This is a genomic window from Miniphocaeibacter sp., assembly GCF_049276255.1.
Taxonomy (GTDB): domain Bacteria; phylum Bacillota; class Clostridia; order Tissierellales; family Peptoniphilaceae; genus Miniphocaeibacter.
Genome location: NZ_JBASWB010000062.1, coordinates 1 through 18,956 on the forward strand (window position 1 = coordinate 1; position 18,956 = coordinate 18,956).

Annotated in this window: 16 protein-coding genes and 1 pseudogene; all 17 read right to left on the minus strand. The window is 27.5% G+C overall.

Going from position 1 to position 18,956, the window contains the following annotated elements:
• Nucleotides 1-184: 184 nt before the first annotated feature.
• The 17 genes and pseudogenes from WAO56_RS07705 to WAO56_RS07785 all read right to left on the minus strand — a co-directional run bounded on the left by WAO56_RS07705 (nucleotide 185) and on the right by WAO56_RS07785 (nucleotide 18,949).
• On the minus strand, nucleotides 185-1,471 hold the full coding sequence (locus tag WAO56_RS07705) for an aminotransferase class I/II-fold pyridoxal phosphate-dependent enzyme (RefSeq protein ID WP_422142974.1): 1,287 nt from the start codon (nucleotides 1,469-1,471) through the stop codon (nucleotides 185-187).
• Nucleotides 1,464-2,393, minus strand: coding sequence for a tRNA (adenosine(37)-N6)-dimethylallyltransferase MiaA (gene miaA, locus WAO56_RS07710; RefSeq protein WP_422142975.1), 930 nt, complete (start codon nucleotides 2,391-2,393; stop codon nucleotides 1,464-1,466). The genes WAO56_RS07705 and miaA overlap by 8 nt, the downstream gene beginning before the upstream one ends.
• Nucleotides 2,393-3,616 carry a hypothetical protein gene (locus WAO56_RS07715; protein ID WP_422142976.1) on the minus strand — a complete coding sequence of 408 codons (1,224 nt, stop codon included), beginning with the start codon at nucleotides 3,614-3,616 and terminating at the stop codon, nucleotides 2,393-2,395. Before WAO56_RS07715 ends, miaA begins: the two co-directional genes overlap by 1 nt.
• A complete protein-coding gene (gene mutL / locus WAO56_RS07720; RefSeq protein ID WP_422142977.1) occupies nucleotides 3,534-4,310 on the minus strand; it encodes a DNA mismatch repair endonuclease MutL in 777 nt (258 codons plus the stop codon). The genes WAO56_RS07715 and mutL overlap by 83 nt, the downstream gene beginning before the upstream one ends.
• Before the next feature lie 8 nt (nucleotides 4,311-4,318).
• Nucleotides 4,319-6,918 (minus strand): annotated as a pseudogene (gene mutS, locus WAO56_RS07725) (DNA mismatch repair protein MutS).
• Nucleotides 6,919-6,926: 8 nt separating this feature from the next.
• Nucleotides 6,927-8,243 carry a tRNA (N6-isopentenyl adenosine(37)-C2)-methylthiotransferase MiaB gene (gene miaB, locus WAO56_RS07730; RefSeq protein ID WP_422143123.1) on the minus strand — a complete coding sequence of 439 codons (1,317 nt, stop codon included), beginning with the start codon at nucleotides 8,241-8,243 and terminating at the stop codon, nucleotides 6,927-6,929.
• 172 nt (nucleotides 8,244-8,415) lie between these two features.
• On the minus strand, nucleotides 8,416-9,084 hold the full coding sequence (locus WAO56_RS07735) for a TetR/AcrR family transcriptional regulator (protein ID WP_422142979.1): 669 nt from the start codon (nucleotides 9,082-9,084) through the stop codon (nucleotides 8,416-8,418).
• A gap of 84 nt (nucleotides 9,085-9,168) precedes the next feature.
• The gene (grdH, locus tag WAO56_RS07740) at nucleotides 9,169-10,467 is read right to left on the minus strand and encodes a betaine reductase selenoprotein B (protein ID WP_422142980.1); all 1,299 of its coding nucleotides are present in this window, start codon (nucleotides 10,465-10,467) and stop codon (nucleotides 9,169-9,171) included.
• Nucleotides 10,468-10,476: 9 nt separating this feature from the next.
• Nucleotides 10,477-11,805, minus strand: a complete 1,329-nt coding sequence (locus tag WAO56_RS07745) for a glycine/sarcosine/betaine reductase component B subunit (RefSeq protein WP_422142981.1) — start codon at nucleotides 11,803-11,805, stop codon at nucleotides 10,477-10,479.
• A gap of 9 nt (nucleotides 11,806-11,814) precedes the next feature.
• Nucleotides 11,815-13,368, minus strand: a complete 1,554-nt coding sequence (locus tag WAO56_RS07750; protein ID WP_422142982.1) for a BCCT family transporter — start codon at nucleotides 13,366-13,368, stop codon at nucleotides 11,815-11,817.
• Nucleotides 13,369-13,520: 152 nt separating this feature from the next.
• Nucleotides 13,521-14,147: a DUF3841 domain-containing protein gene (locus WAO56_RS07755; protein ID WP_422142983.1), complete on the minus strand. Its 627-nt coding sequence runs from the start codon at nucleotides 14,145-14,147 to the stop codon at nucleotides 13,521-13,523.
• Between the two features lie 113 nt (nucleotides 14,148-14,260).
• On the minus strand, nucleotides 14,261-15,481 hold the full coding sequence (locus WAO56_RS07760; protein ID WP_422142984.1) for a peptidase U32 family protein: 1,221 nt from the start codon (nucleotides 15,479-15,481) through the stop codon (nucleotides 14,261-14,263).
• Nucleotides 15,482-15,582: 101 nt separating this feature from the next.
• Entirely contained in the window at nucleotides 15,583-16,227 is a 645-nt protein-coding gene (locus WAO56_RS07765) for an O-methyltransferase (protein ID WP_422142985.1), read from the minus strand.
• Entirely contained in the window at nucleotides 16,227-16,556 is a 330-nt protein-coding gene (locus tag WAO56_RS07770; protein ID WP_422142986.1) for a YlbF family regulator, read from the minus strand. The genes WAO56_RS07765 and WAO56_RS07770 overlap by 1 nt, the downstream gene beginning before the upstream one ends.
• Before the next feature lie 9 nt (nucleotides 16,557-16,565).
• Nucleotides 16,566-18,233, minus strand: a complete 1,668-nt coding sequence (locus WAO56_RS07775) for a ribonuclease J (protein WP_422142987.1) — start codon at nucleotides 18,231-18,233, stop codon at nucleotides 16,566-16,568.
• Nucleotides 18,211-18,687: a Fur family transcriptional regulator gene (locus tag WAO56_RS07780; protein ID WP_422142988.1), complete on the minus strand. Its 477-nt coding sequence runs from the start codon at nucleotides 18,685-18,687 to the stop codon at nucleotides 18,211-18,213. Before WAO56_RS07780 ends, WAO56_RS07775 begins: the two co-directional genes overlap by 23 nt.
• Before the next feature lie 13 nt (nucleotides 18,688-18,700).
• Nucleotides 18,701-18,949 (minus strand): DUF1292 domain-containing protein, encoded by a 249-nt coding sequence (locus tag WAO56_RS07785; protein WP_422142989.1) that lies wholly within the window; start codon nucleotides 18,947-18,949, stop codon nucleotides 18,701-18,703.
• Between the last annotated feature and the right edge of the window lie 7 nt (nucleotides 18,950-18,956).

Sequence of the window (18,956 nt, forward strand, 5' to 3'; positions counted from 1 at the left end):
AGAAATAGGATTCTTGTAATTAAAAATTTGATGAAACCAAAAAATAATTATCAGGCAGCTATATAGCTGCCTGATATAAAAGTAATTTGTTATTTTATTGTATACCAACACTATTTGACAAAGAGCCCTAATAATTAGATTAAAAGTCTAACTTTTAGAGGTCAGCGTATTTAATTAGTTGTTTTTATAATTTTATATATCCTTTATTAAAGAACTTATTTAATACTAACATAACTGCGTATTTACATTGATAATAATTTAAACCACCTTGAAAATATGCAATATAAGGTTCTCTTAATGGACCATCTGCACTTAATTCTATAGATGAGCCATCAATAAAACTTCCCGAAGCCATTATTACCTTATCAGTATAGCCTGGCATTTCCCAAGGATATGGGGTTACAAACGCATCTACTACTGAAGCTTCCTGTATAGTTCTACAAAAATCTACAACTAATTCTTCTTTTTCAAAGATTATAGCTTCAATAATATCGTATCTTTCAGAATTTGAATTTGGAAAAGTCTTAAATCCTAGTTTTTCAAAAACCCTAGCAAAAAGCAAGGCTCCTTTTAATGCTTCCATGGTTACTTTAGGAGCAAAATAAAGTCCTTGTAATGTTGTTCTTGTTGTACCAAATGTAAGACCGGTTTCTTTTCCTAAACCAGGGGCAGTTAATCTATTTGATATTCTCTCAATATATTTTGTAGGTCCAACTACATAACCTCCAGATAATGCTATTCCCCCACCAGGATTTTTTATTAAAGATCCTACAGCTAAATCTGCACCAACTTCTGTAGGTTCTAAAATCTGAGTAAATTCACCATAGCAATTATCTACCATTATAATAATATCTGTATTCTTTTCTTTTATGGCTTTAGTTATATCCCTTATACTTTCTATGGATATTGCATTTCTAAGACTATATCCCGTTGATCTTTGTATTGTAATAATTTTTACAGTATCATCTATGGAGCTAAGGACTAAATCTTTTTGAATATTACCATCCTCGCTTAATTCAACCTTTTTATAATTTATTCCATATTCTAGTAATGTACCTTTTTCATCGCCTTCAATACCAATAACCTGTCTTAAAGTATCATAGGGATCTCCTGTAATCGATAATATCGTGTCTCCTGGTAATAATAATCCTTGTAGGGTTAAAGCGAGGGCGTGAGTTCCTGAAGAAATACTCGGTCTTACTAATGCATCTTCGGTTTTAAATACTTTAGAATATATTTCCTCAACTTTTTCCCTTCCAACATCACCATAGCCATATCCTGTTGACCAGGCAAAATCTGTAGCAGATAAACGAGAATCCTGCATGGCTTTAATTATCTTTATAATATTGTACTCTTCTATAATATTTAATTCTATAAATCTATTTTTTAAACTCTCCTCAATATCAATAACAAAATCATAAACCTTGTTATTAATATTATGATTAAGTAAATAACAATTTTTATTATTCATTAACTACTTCCTTATATATTATTTCAGATATTTGATTAAGATTGTAATTATAATCGCTTAAATTAAACCATTTAATCCTATTATCTCGCCTAAACCAAGTTAATTGTCGTTTAGCATATTTTCTAGAATTCTGTTTTAATTTATAAATCGCAGTATCTTTATCATATTTTCCATTATAATAATCAATTATCTCTTTATAACCTATTCCCTTAAAAGCTTGTAGGTTTTTATCATATTTATCAATTAAAGTTTTAACTTCTTCAAATAAACCTAAATCTATCATTTCATCAACTCGATTATTAATTCTATTATATAATTTTTCTCTATTATCATTTAAACCATATATAAAAAATTCATAATCTTTATTTTCTTTTCTAAAATTTTTATTTTGATTAGAAAATTTAGTACCTGTAACTTTATACACTTCTATAGCTCGTATAATTCTTTTAATATTATTATGATCTATATTATTATAGGATTTTTCATCAATTGATTTTAATAAATTTAAAATATAATCTTTTCCCTTATCTTCATAATCTTGCCATAATAAATCTCTAATTGCAAAGTCCGGTTTAGCATTTGAAAAATCCAAATCATATATTATAGAGTTTATATATAGTCCAGTTCCTCCAACTATAATTGGTATTTTATTATTAGATAGGATATCTTCTATATATTCTTTAGCTAATTTTTGATAATTTGCTACAGTAAATTCTACACTAGGTTCAATTATATCTATCATGTAGTGAGTTATTCTTTCCCTATCACTTTTATCAACTTTAGCTGTTCCTATATCCATATACTTATATATTTGCATAGAATCAGCAGATATAATTTTAGTTTTAAGCTTACTAGCTAATTTCAACGATAAATCTGTTTTTCCACTTGCTGTTGGCCCAACTATTAAAACAACTTTTCTCATTACTTCACTCTCATAAATTCTTTTTCTAATTCATATTTTGACATTTCAATTAATGTAGGTCTTCCATGTGGACATGTATAAGGCTCCTTACAGTCCATTAATTTATTTAGTAATTCTTTAATTTCTATTTCACTTAAAAAATCTCCTGCTTTAACTGCATTTTTACAAGAGTTTTTTATAATTTTATTATAAATAGAATCTAATCCATCATTTATGTTTGTTTTATATAGACAATCTAATAAGTCCAAAAATAATCGTTCATTTTTAGTGTTTCCTAATATATTTGGAACAGATCTTATGATTATAGTACGTTCTCCAAATAAATCAATATTGTAACCTATTTTCTCAAAGACTTCTTTGTTATTTAAATACAAATCATATTCATCTTGTCTTAAATCAATGGTAATTGGCACAATTAGATCTTGTATTATAATGTCTCCTTCTTCAAATTCTTTCATAAATTGCTCATATAAGACTCTTTCATGAGCTGCATGCTGATCTACTATGAAAATTCTTTCTTTAAGTCGGTCTTCATACAAAAGATAGGTTTTAAATATTGTTCCTATATACACATATTCATTAAAGTCATTTTCAATAATAAAATTAATTTCCTCAACTTCTATACTAGCTTCTTCTTCCACTAAATCTTTTTCATTATCTACTTCAATTTCATATTTATTATCAGACTCTAAAACAAAGTCATTATATTTATTTTCATTATTAAACTCGTCAGTATATAATTCTATATCCTTGTTTATATTAATTTCCTTTATGCTATTATCTTCAACACTTTCACTATATTCTATACTAGTGCTAGTAGCATTATTATCAATTTTATTAGTTTCAAATTTTTCCAGTAAATCTTTAATATCATTACCTTGTCTAAAAAGAATATTTTCTTTATTCTCATCCTTAGATTTTATTTCTGGCAAAGAAAATTCTTGATTTAATATTTCTTTAGATTTTAATTGTATATCATTTAAAATATCATCTAAAATTGTAATTTGAACTTTTTCTTTGTTTGGATGAATATTTACATCTATATGTTTTGGATTAATATTGATAAAAATCTGAAAAATTGGAAATCTACCATTTGGAATTACTGCTTTATAAGAACTTTCTATAGCTTCTCGAATTTCTTTACTTTCTATATATCTTCCATTTATATATATATTGTAATGCTCTGTTTGCCCTATAATACTTATTATTGGATATATAACCATTAATGCTATAATCTCTACCTTTTAAATTAAATTCTAAAAGATTGTTAACAATACTCATACCAAATAATTCTGTTAAAACAGAATTTAAATCTTCTTTTTCTTTTGTTTCAAAAATTAATTTATCATCTTTTATATATGTTATGCCTATTCCATAATTACCTATAGCTAGTTTATACATTAAGTTTGTTATATTGTTAGCTTCAGTAGTTTTACTTTTTAGAAATCTCTTTCTAACAGGTACATTATAAAATAAATCTTCAACAATTATGCTTGTTCCAACATTTTTAGCAATAGGTTTTTCTTCTATTTTTTTACCATCTTCAAAGTATACTTTATTTCCTAACTTATCTTCACTTGTTTTAGTAGATACTGTAACCTTGCTAACTGAAACAATACTAGCTAATGCCTCGCCTCTAAAACCTAAAGATTGTAAATTATATAAATCATTAAAACTATTTAATTTTGAAGTTGCATGTCTTTTAAATGCAATTTCAATTTCATCTTTTACAATACCCTTTCCATTATCTAACACTTCAATAAAATCTAAACCACCATTTTTTATTTCAACTACAATATTGGTGGCTTCAGCATCTATAGAGTTTTCAACTAATTCCTTTACTATGGAACTAGGTTTTTCAATAACTTCTCCTGCAGCAATTTTTTGAATAGTGTCATTTGATAAAATCTGAATCATATCAATACCTATAAATCCTTTGCTTTTTCTATAAATTCATTTAATATGGTCAATGCTTCAATTGGAGATAATGAGTTAATATCTATTTTTATCAAAGAGTCTATAAATTCATCTCTTTTTATGTCTTGCATATCCATTTGTGATTCTTCAATAAAATTCTCCATTATATTAAAATCTGTATCTTCATTTTTTGATTCTATATTTTTTAATATAAGCTTTGCTCTATCTGTTAAGCTTTTAGGAAGTCCTGCTAATCTCGCTACTTCTATACCGTAGCTCTTATCTGTCTTTCCTTTAATTATCTTTCTTAAAAATATAATTTCATTTTTATATTCTTCAATTTGTACTTGTAAATTTATAACATTGTCTAATTTATTTTCAAGTTCCGTTAATTCATGATAATGTGTTGCAAATAGTGTCTTAGCCTTAATTTTGGTACTAATATACTCTACAATTGCCCAAGCTATACTAAGGCCATCGAAAGTACTCGTACCTCTACCTACCTCATCTAGTATTAAAAGACTATCCTTTGTAGAGTTAGTGATTATATTACTCACTTCATTCATTTCTACCATAAAAGTACTTTCACCTTTATATAAATTGTCTGAAGCACCTATTCTAGTAAAAATTTTATCGACTATGGAAATATTAGCCGAGTCTGCAGGGACAAAGGAACCAATCTGAGCCATAATTACCAATATAGCAACCTGTCTTAAATAAGTGGACTTTCCACTCATATTTGGTCCTGTAATAATTTGTATATTATTAAATCCACTTCCTATGTTAACATTATTGGAAATAAAATTACTTCTTCCAATACTTTGCTCTACTACAGGATGTCTTCCTCCAACAATATCTATAATTCCAATATTATTAATTGTTGGCTTAACATAGTCGTTAGCATATGCTACCTTAGCCAATGAATTATATACATCTAAATAGGACAATATATTAGAAGTATTTTTTAATCTATCTACATTTTCTAAAATAATATCTCTAATATTATTAAAAATCTCATATTCTTTATCAAAAATTTCATTTTCAGAACTTAATATTAAATTTTGAATATTTTCTAGTTCTTCAGTTATAAATCTTTCAGAATTAGTCAAAGTTTGTTTTCTTATATAATAATCCGGAACATTTTTTAAATTTCCTTTAGTTACATCTATAAAATATCCTAACTTTTTATTAAATACTATTTTTAAATTCTTTATATTATTTTTTTCTTTTTCATTTTTTTCATATTCAATTAATTTTTGTTTTCCAATAATTTTATTGTTCCTAATAATATCTAAATCTTCATTAAATCCAATTTTTATAAGGTTTCCTTCTGTTATTGTTAACGGTGGTTCATCTATAATAGCCTTATCAATTAAGCTACATATATCCTCTAAACTATCAATTTCTTTTGCTAGTTTTTTTAAAACAATATCATTTGTTTCTTCTAAATCCTTTATAATATTAGGAATTTTAGAAATTGATAATTTCAGTGCAATTAAATCCCTACCATTTGCTCTTCCATAGGATAATTTGCCAACGATTCTATCTAAGTCATAAATATCTTTTAATGAATTAGTCAATAACTCCTGTAATTTTCTATTTTCAAAAATCTTTTCAACTATTAATTGACGTTCTAAAATCTTGTTTTTTTCCATTAGTGGCATTTCTAAAAAATTATGAAGCAATCTAGACCCCATAGAAGTATTAGTTTTATTTAAAACATCAAATAAGGATCCTTTTTTATTTCCAGTAAATAAGTTTTTTGTATTTCTAAATTTACAATCGTATGTGAATCAATATTTAAAAATTTGTCTATTTCATAAAAATTAATATTATTTAGATGTTGTAATCGTTCTTCTTGATAATTGTATATATAATTCAATATACTTGCTATAGCTCCAATATAAGCTTCATCATTATATTCAGATTCTTCTATATTAATATTAAGTTTTTCTTGTATTATTTTTTTTGAATCTTCAATAGATACCTTATCAACTTTTGTAAACAATAAATTATTACTAGCTGACAAATTTTCAATAATTTCATTATGAATAATCTTATTTTCATTAATTACTATTTCTGAAGGATTAATTCTACTAATTTCATTTTCAATACTTTTTCTTACATCATTTAAGTTAGAAAACCTTAATTTAGTAAAATTAATAATGCCTTCTAATACATCACAATATGAAATCCCTATGTTTTTTTCATCTATATATAATGACATTAAATAATTGTTGTCACCTTTTTCAGAAACACTATCATCTATTATTGTTCCTGGTGTAACAATTCTAATAATATCTCTTTTTACTAGACCTTTAGCTTTTCTAGGATCCTCTAATTGCTCACAAATAGCTACCTTATAACCTTTTGAAACAAGTTTAGAAATATATACATCTGAAACATGGTATGGAACACCACACATTGGACATTTTTCTCCACCACCACAATCTCTTTGCGTTAATACAATTTCCAACTCTCTAGATGCAATAATTGCATCTTCGAAGAACATTTCATAAAAGTCCCCTAATCTGAAAAATAAAATACTATCTCTGTTCTTTTCTTTTATTTCTAAATACTGCTTAATCATTGGAGTGTAATTATTCATTTTACCACCTATACTAAATCACCACTTAAAGAAAAAGAATTGTGTCCAGTAATTTTTACATTTACTAGTTTTCCTATTAAACCTTTATCACCTTTAAAATGTACAAGTTTATAACCCCTAGTTCTTCCTGTTAGAACCTCTTCATTATTCTTACTTGGCCCTTCCACTAAAACTTCTAATGTTTTTCCTAATTCTTTTTCATTATTTTTATAAAATATTCCATACATAAGTTCAAGTAGTCTTTCAAATCTTTTCTGTGAAATACTTCTTTCTACTTGATTTTCCATAGTTGCCGCTTTTGTTCCTTCTCTTTTACTATAAATAAAGGTAAAACCTTGATCATACTCAACTTCTTTGACAACTTTTAATGTTTCTTCAAAATCTTCTTCTGTTTCTCCAGGAAATCCAACTATTATGTCTGTAGATAAAGTAATATTAGGAATTTTATTTTTTAGTTTTTTTACTAATAATAAATAATCTTCCTGTGTATATTTTCTATTCATTTCTTTTAAAACTTTATTACTACCTGCTTGAAAAGGTAAATGTAAATTTTCACATACCTTATCACATTCTGCCATAGCATCAATTAAATCATCTGATAAGTCCTTTGGATGACTTGTTAAAAATCTAATTCTTTCAATACCTTCAACTTTATTAATCATTCTAAGTAAATCTGGAAATGATATAGGATTTGATAAGTTTTTTCCATATGAATTGACATTTTGTCCTAACAATGTAATTTCTTTATAACCCTTTTTGGCTAAATCATTAACTTCTTTAAGTATACTTTCAGGACTTCTACTATCTTCTCTTCCTCTAGCATATGGAACTATACAATAAGTACAAAAATTATTACACCCTGTCATAATATTTACATAACCTATAAATGGATGTTCTCGAATCATATCAATTTGATTATCAATTAAATCTCTATCTTCAATATCTACTACTGTCTTCCCTGTTGATAAATGTCTATTTATAAGAGAAGGTAAACTAGATATATTCTTAGTACCAAAAATAATATCTACATGTTTATATTTTTCCTGTATTATTTCCTTAGCTTCTCCTGTTTGCATCATACAGCCGCATACTGCAATTATCATTTCAGGTTTTTCTTTTTTCAACGGTTTTAATGAACCTAATTGACCATAAACTTTAAGTTCAGCATTTTCTCTAACTAAACATGTATTGTAAATTATAAAATCTGCATTTTCAACTTTATCTGTTTTAATATATCCTAAATTTTCTAAAATATAAGCTATCTTTTCTGAATCGTGTTCATTCATTTGACAGCCGTAAGTTTGAATTAAATATTTTTTTTCTATCAAAATACTACCTCTTATTTTTCTATTATTCTATAATACGAACATAATTGTATCATAGATTATAGCAATGAAAAAGAATCCCATACTATTTTTATATGATTTAAAATAAAAATAGAAGTAACTGGTATTTTTACTTCTATTTTCTAAAATAACCTTGATTTTTTATTAACTTTTAAGAAAATCTATTAAAAATTTCCCTCATATATTTTTCTACTATTCTTTTTGCTTCATTTGCTGGAATTAATTTTTTATATACTCTTCCTAAATAATTTTCATACACACTTATAATTATATCATCTACCATACCGGCATTTTCTTCATTTATCAATCCTTCTTCTACACATTTATCCATTAGTATCTTTGATCTTCTATTTAATGAATTTGAGCGTAACATTTCTTGTATATATGCAGGATGTTTTTTTATATCTAAAGGAAAAATATTGTAAAACTCCTCTACATATAATTCCATATCTTTTTTTAATTCAGCTAAAAATAAAGCTTGATAAATATTTGGTATATCAAAGGACTTATCTATAAAACAGTCCCATACTTTAAAGTATATTTCTTTACTACTATTTACATCCTTAATATAGTTAGGAATTTCATCAATGTAGTCTTCTAAATAAGTCATTGCTGCAAAAAATTTAAGATGATTTAAATCATCAAAGTATTTATATATTGTAGCACTATTATATCCAGCCAGTTCTCCAACTTTTCTTATTGTAATATTTTGAATACTCTCATTATCTATTATTTGTCTTGCTGCATCAATAAAATATTCTATTTTTCTTTTCTTTTGAATTTTTTTGTTTCTTTCTTTAATTAATTCTTCTTTATTCAAAATATTCCTCCACTATAGATCTTTATACTAAGGATAATATATCATAAAAAATAGGCAAGAACTAGTCTTGCCTATTTTTTAACATTAGAATATTGTGGGTTCTTCTATTTTTACAGTTAATGCATCCAAAGCTCTTTTAACTCTATCATATCTTAATTTATGTTGAACTTCTTCTGGAGTTGTAGGATCTCCTAAAGGATAAGGTATTGATATTGTTGGTACAATTTTATTAACTCCAACAGTCTGAGCCACAGGTATTAGATTACACATTTGTACTACAGGTATGCCAGCTTTTTCTATTTCTTTTACCATAGTTGCACCGCAACGTGTACAAGTTCCTCACGTAGATGTAAGTATTACACCATCTACTGAATCTTCTTTAAGATATTCTATTATCTCTTTACCCATTCGTGATGCTTCAGCTTGAGTAGTTCCTGTTCCTACAGTTGAGTAGAAATAAGGATGTAATCTTCCAAATACCCCTTCTTTTTCCATTTCTTTTAAAACATCTATAGGTGTTATTCTATTAGGATCATTGTCTGCTGCTTCTGGGTCAAAGCCTGCATGTATGGTCTTAAACTCTCCACTTTTTAATCTATCCATATTAGAAATATCATATCTACCCCATCTTGTAGCAGATGCTGATTGAATTCTATCTGGATTATCAACTGGTACAATTCCACCACTTGTCACTACTGCTATATTAGCTTTTTTAAGGTCCTTAATAGGATCTGCCATTGGAATAATTTCTTTTGCCTCTATTACTAATTCTGTCTGATATTCTTCTCCTTTTAATTTCTTTATTAACATATCAACACCACGTTTAGAAGCTTTTACAGGTTCTTCTAACCAAACTTGTTTTCTAATTCCTCTTGAAAAATACCCTTCTTCATCAGCAGATTTCAATTCTTTTCCTTCTAGAATTCTATTTAAATAGTCTGCCATTGGAGCTATGTTTTTTCTCATAGAAGCAGCTGATTTACCACCTTTGAATATTATTAAATCCGATTTAAACATTTCAACTCCAGGATTTTCAATATTCATTGATGTAATAACTGGAACATTGAATTTATCTTGAACAGCCTTACAGATATTTCCACATGCAACACCATATCTACCTGCTTGGAATGCTGGTCCAGCTACGAAAGCATCAAATTCTAATCCTTCTAACATCTTTAAGATTTCATCAATCGCTTTTTCAGTATTACTTCCAAAATAATTATCTCCACATACGATGGTATGAGTAACTTCAGCATTTAATTTTTTATTAAGTTCTACTCCTGGTCCAACAACACCTTCTCGTATTTCAGGTTTTATATCTGCCTTGTCCTCTCCACCAATACCAGCAAAGAATTGATTTATATAATGTACAACTTTTTTCATGTTATCCTCCTAAAATTCTTTAACGGTTTTTACAGACCAACCACTAATTCCATCACCGCAAAACATAGCATTATTCTCTAATATAATTGAGCCATCTTCTCTCACAGAAGGTCCTAGTTTCTCATCGCCTTCCCAACCACCAGACAAGCCGTCCCTTCCTAAAGCAGCTAATTCACCATATACTGTTTTACATGCTGGAAGTTCTATTAAATCTGAAACATTTCCTGTTGATACCAACGCATTGGCTTTTTCATTTAAAACTACTAATGGTTGAGATTGTCCATCTCTTCCTGTACATTCATTACTAATTCCTACAGTTTTTACTCCTACGTCTTCTAAAGCTACTATGCATCTTATATAATCAACATCTGGATTACCATAGCCTTCTTCAGTAACAATAGCGCCATCTGCTCCTAATGACTTTGCAATGTTTGCTACAAATATAGCTGATCTTTCCTTCTGTTCCAAAGAAACATTTAAATTTGATAGTATTACTCCTAGGAAATTTATTTCTTTACCATGTCTTGAGTAAAGTTCTTTTATAGTTTCAAAGTTTTGCATTTCATATGTTGACCATTTTGATGAAGATGGCATAAAGCTACCTGAGATTAAAGCTCCATCTAAAATTTCATTAGGATTAATAAATGTAGGAACATAATGGTTCATATCCCATCCATAAATTAAGTCATTATAACCCATCATTTCCATTTGAGATTGAGGTTGCATTACTAATACTACAGATGGTAAGTCATTTACCTTTTCATTTCTTTTAGTAACGCCTTCAAACTCGTATATATCTTTATCTTCTGGTTCTAAATCCTTAACAGCTCTACCAATATATTCTGCTAATTTATGTGCAGCCCATCTAATTGCATGATTTTTTTTCTGTTGCTCAAATCTTTCTTCTTCTTCATCGGTATCTGCAATTAAAACTACATTTATTAATTGACCAAATAAAGTATATTTCTGACCTTCTCCACCCATATCAACAAGTCCATCACCAAAACTTCCATAATGTTTACCTACTCCTAATACACTAACTCCTTTTAAGGCGTGTACTCTACCTTCTCCTGTTGGAGCTAAATCACCAGTTACACCAGGAAACAAAGCTCTTCCATCTGGTCTAATTCTAGGTTCTACTGCTTCTTTTACTGGAACTATTCTAATATCTTCCCCAGGTTTTGCTATTTTCAAATCAAGGGACGTAATATGTTCATCTTCTAAAATATAATCCATTGCTTCTTTTTTATTAATAATAAGTAAGCCATCTTTATAGGTAGTTTCATCTCCAAAAACTACATCTTTTACATGAAAGTTTCCTATTTCAAGTTTTTTCATAATATCCTCCTATTTTAACGCTGCCGCTTTTTCTTTTGCTATTTTCTTTTGTCTTTCTAATTCAATTGTATATGGGTCTTTGTCCAATGCTTTTTTCAATGCATACATGGCAAAAAACATTATAAATATAAATGGAAAAGCTGCTACAATTGAAATTGTTTGTAACATATTTAATCCATTACTAGTACCTAACATTAATGCTAAAGTTAAAGCTGATATTAAAACACCCCAAACTCCCATTTTTATTTTATTAGGTTCCAGTTTTCCCTCATCACATAGCATACCGAGAACAAAAGTTGCTGAGTTTGCTGATGTAATAAAAAATGTAAATAGTAAAACTACTGTTACTATAGATAATATTGTTCCAAAAGGTATCTCATTCATTACTATAAAAAATGCTGTTGTTGTATTCTTTGCTGCCTCAGTTAAAATAGCAATGTCTACAGAAAAATCTATACCACCAAATATTGCAAACCATAAAAAAGATAATATTGCCGGTACTAATAAAACTCCTGCTACAAATTCTTTTATAGTTCTTCCTCTTGAAATTCTAGCAATAAAAACTCCAACAAATGGAGCCCAAGAAATCCACCAAGCCCAATAAAAAATTGTCCATCCACTATACCAAGTATCCTCATTAAACGCTCCCATTTCTAAAGCACTACTTAAAAATCTCTGTAAATATAATCCTGTACTCTCAATAAAAATACTTAAAATTTTAACCGTAGGTCCAAATACAAAAGAACCCAGTAATAGAATAGCTACTAATATCATATTTAAATTAGATATTGCTGCTATACCCTTATCTATTCCAGCTACTGCTGTTCCGGTATATATAATAGTTATTCCTATTACTATTATTAATTGAACTGTAGTATTTTCCGGAATTCCAAACAGATAATTTAAACCACTATTTATTTGATATGTACCTAACCCTAAAGATGTAGCCATTCCTCCTGCAGTAGCAAACACTGCTAAAATATCTATTAATTTTCCAATTCCTCCTTTTGTTTTTTCTTCACCTAATAAAGGAATGAATATACTACTAACTAAGGCAGGTTTTTTCATCCTAAATTGCATATAAGCTAATCCTAATCCTATAATGCAATAATTAGCCCAAGGATGTAATCCCCAATGTAAAAACGATTTCTCCATTGCAAATTTAGACGCTTCCAATGATGCAGCTTCAATTCCTGCAGCAGGCTGTAAATAATGACTAAGTGGTTCTGCTATTCCCCAAAATACTAGTCCTATACCCATACCAGCTGAAAACAACATTCCAAACCAAGTAATAGTTTTATAATCCGGCTTCGAATCATCTGGTCCTAATTTTATATTTTTATACTTACTAAAAAATCCAAGCCATAATACATAAACTACAAAAGATGTCATAGCCAAAGTATAAAGCCAACTAAAATTACCAGATAAAAAGTTAAATACTGTATTTGCAGTACTTTCAAAACTAGATGTATGTAATAATCCCCAAAGTACAATTGCAAATACTAGTAACATAGAAACTATAAATATGCTTTCTTTTTTTAAATTAAACTTTTTTTTCTTCATTCTTCCCTCCTTGTTAAATTTTTAATAATTTATCGCAAAAAATAATTACGATTTTATAATAATCATGATTATCTTGTGACAATATTCTATCATAAAAGAAAAAATAAAACATCATATTTATATTTTTTGATATATATTAATATACTAAATAATTATTTAAAATATTTTTTAGGTATGTTTTCTCTAAAATATATAATATCCCTTATCCATTCTTCTCTAATTTCCCAAATATTAGCTTGTATAAAATGAGCTGGAGTATTTTTTATATCAAAAATTCTCGGCCAACTGTCTATTATCTTTTGTCTTTCAATTAAGTTTAAATTACCTTTTGAATCATCAAATATATCATACTCACTTTTAATTCCCTTTTTCTTTAAACTATTAATATAATTATTGTGGTCATTATTGTCCTTTGGAACATATCTTAAATTAAGTACATAGTCCCATTTTACCGAATCAAATAAAATTACGTTTTCTTTAGGTACTTCAATTATATAAATAACTTCATTTTCAATAGGTTTCATACAATTTTCTGCATTTGTACTACACCAAATATGATACTGTGCATAATCCGGTCTTTTTACTCTTTTTTCTGCTTCTTTAACAAACCAATCATACCCTCTAATAAAAATATTTGAAATTACTCCAAAACTATTTTCTATATAACTTTTTTTATTTACTAATATCTTTTCTTTTCTTAATACTTCAAGAGATTTATCATTCTGACAAGTAAATAAAATAATATTATTATCTTTTTCAATTAATTTTATTCTTTCCATTTCCTTCTCCTTTTGATAATTTTAGTAATCACGATTATTTTATTTACAGTATATCAAATTTTACAATAAAAAAACTAGATTATAAAAGTTTACTTACAATCTAGTTTCTAGTTCTATAATTTTTTTCTTATCATATACCATGGTTTTACTGAAAAATCTATTTTAGTTTTAAATATCTCTCTTGCTCTAGGAACTACATCTACTTCTTTTCCTTCGTCATTTATCATGGTCCCCATTTCAAACTCAAAATAATCTTTTTCCGGTCCAAATACCTCTAATTTATCTCCTTTGAAAATTCTATTTCTTTGTTCAATAGTTGCTATTTTTGTATTTTCATCGTAATCTAGCACTATACCTACAAAATCATAATTTCTTGTATATGAACTGGAGGTATATAACTGATCTTCTGCTGTAGGTTTATTATAGAAAAAACCCTTAGTAAAATCCCTATGACTAGACTTCTTAATTTCATTTAATAAATAATCGGCTAATTCTTTAGTAAAATCTCCATTATAATAAGCGTCTATAGCAATTCTATAGCTTCTTATAACTGTAGCTACATAGTACTGTGTTTTTACTCTACCTTCTATTTTTAAACTATCAACGCCTGATGAAATTAAGTCATCTAAGGAATCAATCATACATAAATCCTTTGAGTTATATATAAAAGTACCTTTATCTGTTTCTTCTATAGGATAATACTCTCCAGGTCTTTTTTCTTCCACTAAATGATATTTCCATCTACAAGCCTGTGCACAATCTCCTCTATTAGCATCTCTACCTGTCATATAGTTACTTAATAAACATCTCCCAGAATAGGATATACACATTGCACCATGAACAAAAACCTCTAAATCCATATTTGGAACTTCTTCTTTTATTCTTTTTATTTCCTCTAGTGATAATTCTCTCGCTAAAACTATTCGTTTAATGCCCATTTTTTCCCAAAACTTAACTGTCTTATAATTTGTAACCGATGCTTGAGTGGATAAATGTACCTCCAAATCTTCACTGATACTTCGAACTATTGAATATATTCCCGGATCTGATACTATTACAGCATCAACATTAATATCTATTAAATACTGAACATATTCTTCAAGTCCATCTAAATCATCATTATGTGGAATTATATTTAAAGTAATATATACTTTCTTCTTTCTACTATGTGCAAATTCTACACCTTCTTTTAATTGTTCTTCATTAAAATTTTTAGAAGCTGTACGCATTCCAAATGCCTCTCCTGCTAAATATACTGCATCAGCACCATACATTATTGCAATTTTTAATTTTTCTAAATCTCCTGCTGGAGCTAATAATTCTACTTTTTTCAAAATATCCCCCTATTTTTGTAGTATATCCTAAACTATTATACTACAAAAAAATAAATGATATATAGTTTCATATCATTTATTTTTTATAATACTTTTTATATCTATTCATTTCTATAAGTTATCATCATGCCATCATCTATTGGTACAATAGATGATGATAGTCTTTTGTCATTAATTAATAAATCAATATATTCGTCTAATCTTTTAACAATTGTAATTTTTCTATGTCTAGTCGTCTTATATTTTTCTTCTGCTACCATGCCACGAAACAAAATATTATCAGATACTAAAACTCCATTAACCTTTAATTTATCGATTGTTTTTTCAAAAAAATTTATATACTGGCCTTTTGCAGCATCAATAAAAATTAAGTCATATTCATCTTCTAATAATTCAATAACTTCATTTGCATCGCCAAGTATACAATGAATATCTTTCTCAAAGCCAAATTTTTCAATATTTAATTTAGCTTCTAAGAAACTATCTTCATTAATTTCAATTGTAGTAATTTTAGAATCTTTAGATGCCATTTTCATTATTATAGATGAATATCCTATAGCAGTTCCTATTTCTAATATTTTACAAGGTTTTTTTATTTTTACAATCATTCCTAGAAAATTTCTTACTTCCGGCTCTATTATAGGAATATTGTTCTTTAATGCAAATTCTTCAATTTCTCTTAATAATTTATTGTCAGTTTGTGACTTTTTTCTAATATATTCTTCAACAACTTTATTTACAATCATTAATCTAATTCTAATTCCTTTTCTATAGCATCATAAATTTCCTTTAATTCAATAGAAAAATTAGCTTCTGCTATTAGAAACTTCCCTACGTCTTGGTTCATCATCATAATATTTTGTAAGTTTTCTAATTTTTTTACTTCTTCTTCTGATTCTTTTCCCTGACTTACATAATTTAATTGATAATCCATAACTTTTTTTCTAAAGTCATCTATCATATCTTTATTTTTTTCATCTTTATAAACTTCATTATATAGATTTTTATACTCAATAAATTTATCACTTTTTGATATTTCAATTCCTAAGTCTTTTGCTTTTGATACTAAGTCCATAAAAACCTCCTATGCTTCAATAATTATTGGTAATATCATTGGTTTTCTTTTGATTTTACCATAAACATATTTTTTCAGATTTTCTCTAACACTATTTTTAATTGTAGTCCAATCTTTTATATTTTTATTTCTACAAACGGATAAAGCATTTTCTGCCACTAATTTTGCTTCTTCCATTAAATTAGTATTTTCTTTTACATAAACAAATCCTCTAGAAATAATATCAGGTTCAGAAATAATCTCACCAGTATCCTTATTTACAGTTATTACTACAACTATTAATCCGTCCTCTGCAAGATGTTTTCTATCTCTAAGAACAATATTTCCAACATCGCCTATTCCTAATCCATCTACTAGTATATTACCTGCATAATCTGTTTCTACAAGTTTTCCTGTACGTTTAGTAAATTCAAAAGTATTACCATTTTTACCTATGAAAATATTTTTTTTCTTCATTCCTAAACTTTCTGCCAGTTCCGCGTGTTTTTTTAAATGTCTATATTCACCATGGATAGGAATAAAGAATTTAGGCTTTAATAGAGTATGAATTAACTTTAATTCTTCTTGACAAGCATGCCCAGAAACATGAACATCTGCCAATGTATCATATATAATATTAACACCTATTTCTGTTAATTTATTTATTATTGAAGATACTGTTTTTTCATTTCCTGGTATTGGGGAAGCCGAAATAATTACTGTGTCCTCTGGAACTAATTGTACTTTCCTATGCTCTCCATAAGCCATTCTTGTCAAAGCACTCATAGGCTCACCTTGACTTCCTGTAGTCAATAAAACTATTTTATTGCCTTTGTACTTATCTATATCCTTTAATTCAATAAATGTATCATCTTTTACTTTTAAATAATCCAATTCCCTTGCAACGGAAACAATATTTACCATTGATCTTCCCGATAATGCAATTTTTCTACCATAATGTTCTGCCGCATTAATAACTTGTTGTATTCTATGAACATTTGAAGCAAAGGTTGCTACAACTATTCTAGATTTTGCTTTTGAAAATAAGTCTATAAAAGTTTCTCCAACAGATTTTTCACTTAAGGTATATCCAGGTCTTTCCACATTTGTACTTTCTGCAAGTAATACTAAAACACCTTTTTTACCTAACTCTGCTATTCTTGTTAAATCCATTACATCTCCATCGATTGGAGTAAAATCTATTTTAAAATCACCTGTGAAAAAAATAACTCCTATAGGTGTAGTAATAGCAAAACTAACAGAATCCGGTATACTATGACTAGCTTGTATAAATTCTACAGAAAAAATACCTAATTTTATTGAGCTTCCTTTTTCAACTATCTTCAGATTTTTTTTACTTAACCCATGTTCATTTAATTTTGCTTTTATTAAGCCAATTGTTAATTTAGTTCCATATACTGGAACATCAAAATTCCTTAATATATATGGAATTGCTCCTATATGGTCTTCATGACCATGTGTAACAACAATTCCTCTAATTTTTTCTTTGTTTTTTTCCAAATAATCTGTATCTGGTATAACTAAATCTACTCCAGGCATATTATCATCTGGAAAAGTTAAACCACTGTCGACTATAATTAAATCTTTTCCAAATTCTACGACAGTCATATTTTTACCAATTTCAGAAACCCCGCCTAAAGGTATAATTTTTAATTTATTTTGTTTTTTTGGTGCCATTCAAATCTCCTTGTTCAATTTCTTTAGATTGACATTCGGAGCACAGTCCAAAAAATTTCAAAACATGATTTTGAATTTTAAAATTATAAGTTTTTTCTATATCTTCTTCTATATTATCTAATAAATCATATTTCACTTCTTCAACCTTACTACAATTTGTACAAATTAAATGATGATGTTGATGTTTTTCTCCATCTGAAACAAGTTCGTATCTATATCTATTATCATCAAAATCCAATTTGTAAACTATATCTAGTTCTTCAAATAACAATAAAGTTCTATAAACTGTTGCTATTCCAATGTCTTTATCTATTTTATTAACTATTTCATGTAGTTCCTCAGGACTTAAGTGGGATTCATCATTTTCTAACAAGGCTTGAAAAATAACTTCTCTTTGTTTTGTTACTTTATAACCATTTTCTGTTAATATTTGTTTTAAATTATTTAAATCCATAAACCCTCCTATTCTACTGAATTCTTTCTCCTTTTAATTTTTCATATATTTCCACAGCATCTTTTAATTCTTCTTCATCTTCTATGCCTTCTAAAATTATTTCTCCATTATTAGCTCTTTTTATTCTAAATATATATATAGTATTATCTTCTTTATTTGTAGTTAAAAGAGCAGCATAATCATTATCATCCATTCCAAAAGTATCTAATAGCTCATATTTATGCAAGTTACCTGACTCATCATAAAGTTCTATAATCTCCATTGCTCCT

Bases quoted from the DNA above. Each gene is read 5' to 3' on its own strand.
- miaA (WP_422142975.1), bottom strand. From the start codon at position 2,393: ATGAGAAAAGTTGTTTTAATAGTTGGGCCAACAGCAAGTGGAAAAACA.
- WAO56_RS07785 (WP_422142989.1), bottom strand. From the start codon at position 18,949: ATGGAGATTATAGAACTTTATGATGAGTCAGGTAACTTGCATAAATAT.
- WAO56_RS07775 (WP_422142987.1), bottom strand. From the start codon at position 18,233: ATGGCACCAAAAAAACAAAATAAATTAAAAATTATACCTTTAGGCGGG.
- WAO56_RS07770 (WP_422142986.1), bottom strand. From the start codon at position 16,556: ATGGACTTAGTATCAAAAGCAAAAGACTTAGGAATTGAAATATCAAAA.
- WAO56_RS07745 (WP_422142981.1), bottom strand. From the start codon at position 11,805: ATGAAAAAACTTGAAATAGGAAACTTTCATGTAAAAGATGTAGTTTTT.
- WAO56_RS07755 (WP_422142983.1), bottom strand. From the start codon at position 14,147: ATGGAAAGAATAAAATTAATTGAAAAAGATAATAATATTATTTTATTT.
- WAO56_RS07780 (WP_422142988.1), bottom strand. From the start codon at position 18,687: ATGGATTTAAATAATTTAAAACAAATATTAACAGAAAATGGTTATAAA.
- WAO56_RS07705 (WP_422142974.1), bottom strand. From the start codon at position 1,471: ATGAATAATAAAAATTGTTATTTACTTAATCATAATATTAATAACAAG.
- WAO56_RS07750 (WP_422142982.1), bottom strand. From the start codon at position 13,368: ATGAAGAAAAAAAAGTTTAATTTAAAAAAAGAAAGCATATTTATAGTT.
- mutL (WP_422142977.1), bottom strand. From the start codon at position 4,310: ATGATTCAGATTTTATCAAATGACACTATTCAAAAAATTGCTGCAGGA.
- WAO56_RS07715 (WP_422142976.1), bottom strand. From the start codon at position 3,616: ATGGTTATATATCCAATAATAAGTATTATAGGGCAAACAGAGCATTAC.
- WAO56_RS07765 (WP_422142985.1), bottom strand. From the start codon at position 16,227: ATGATTGTAAATAAAGTTGTTGAAGAATATATTAGAAAAAAGTCACAA.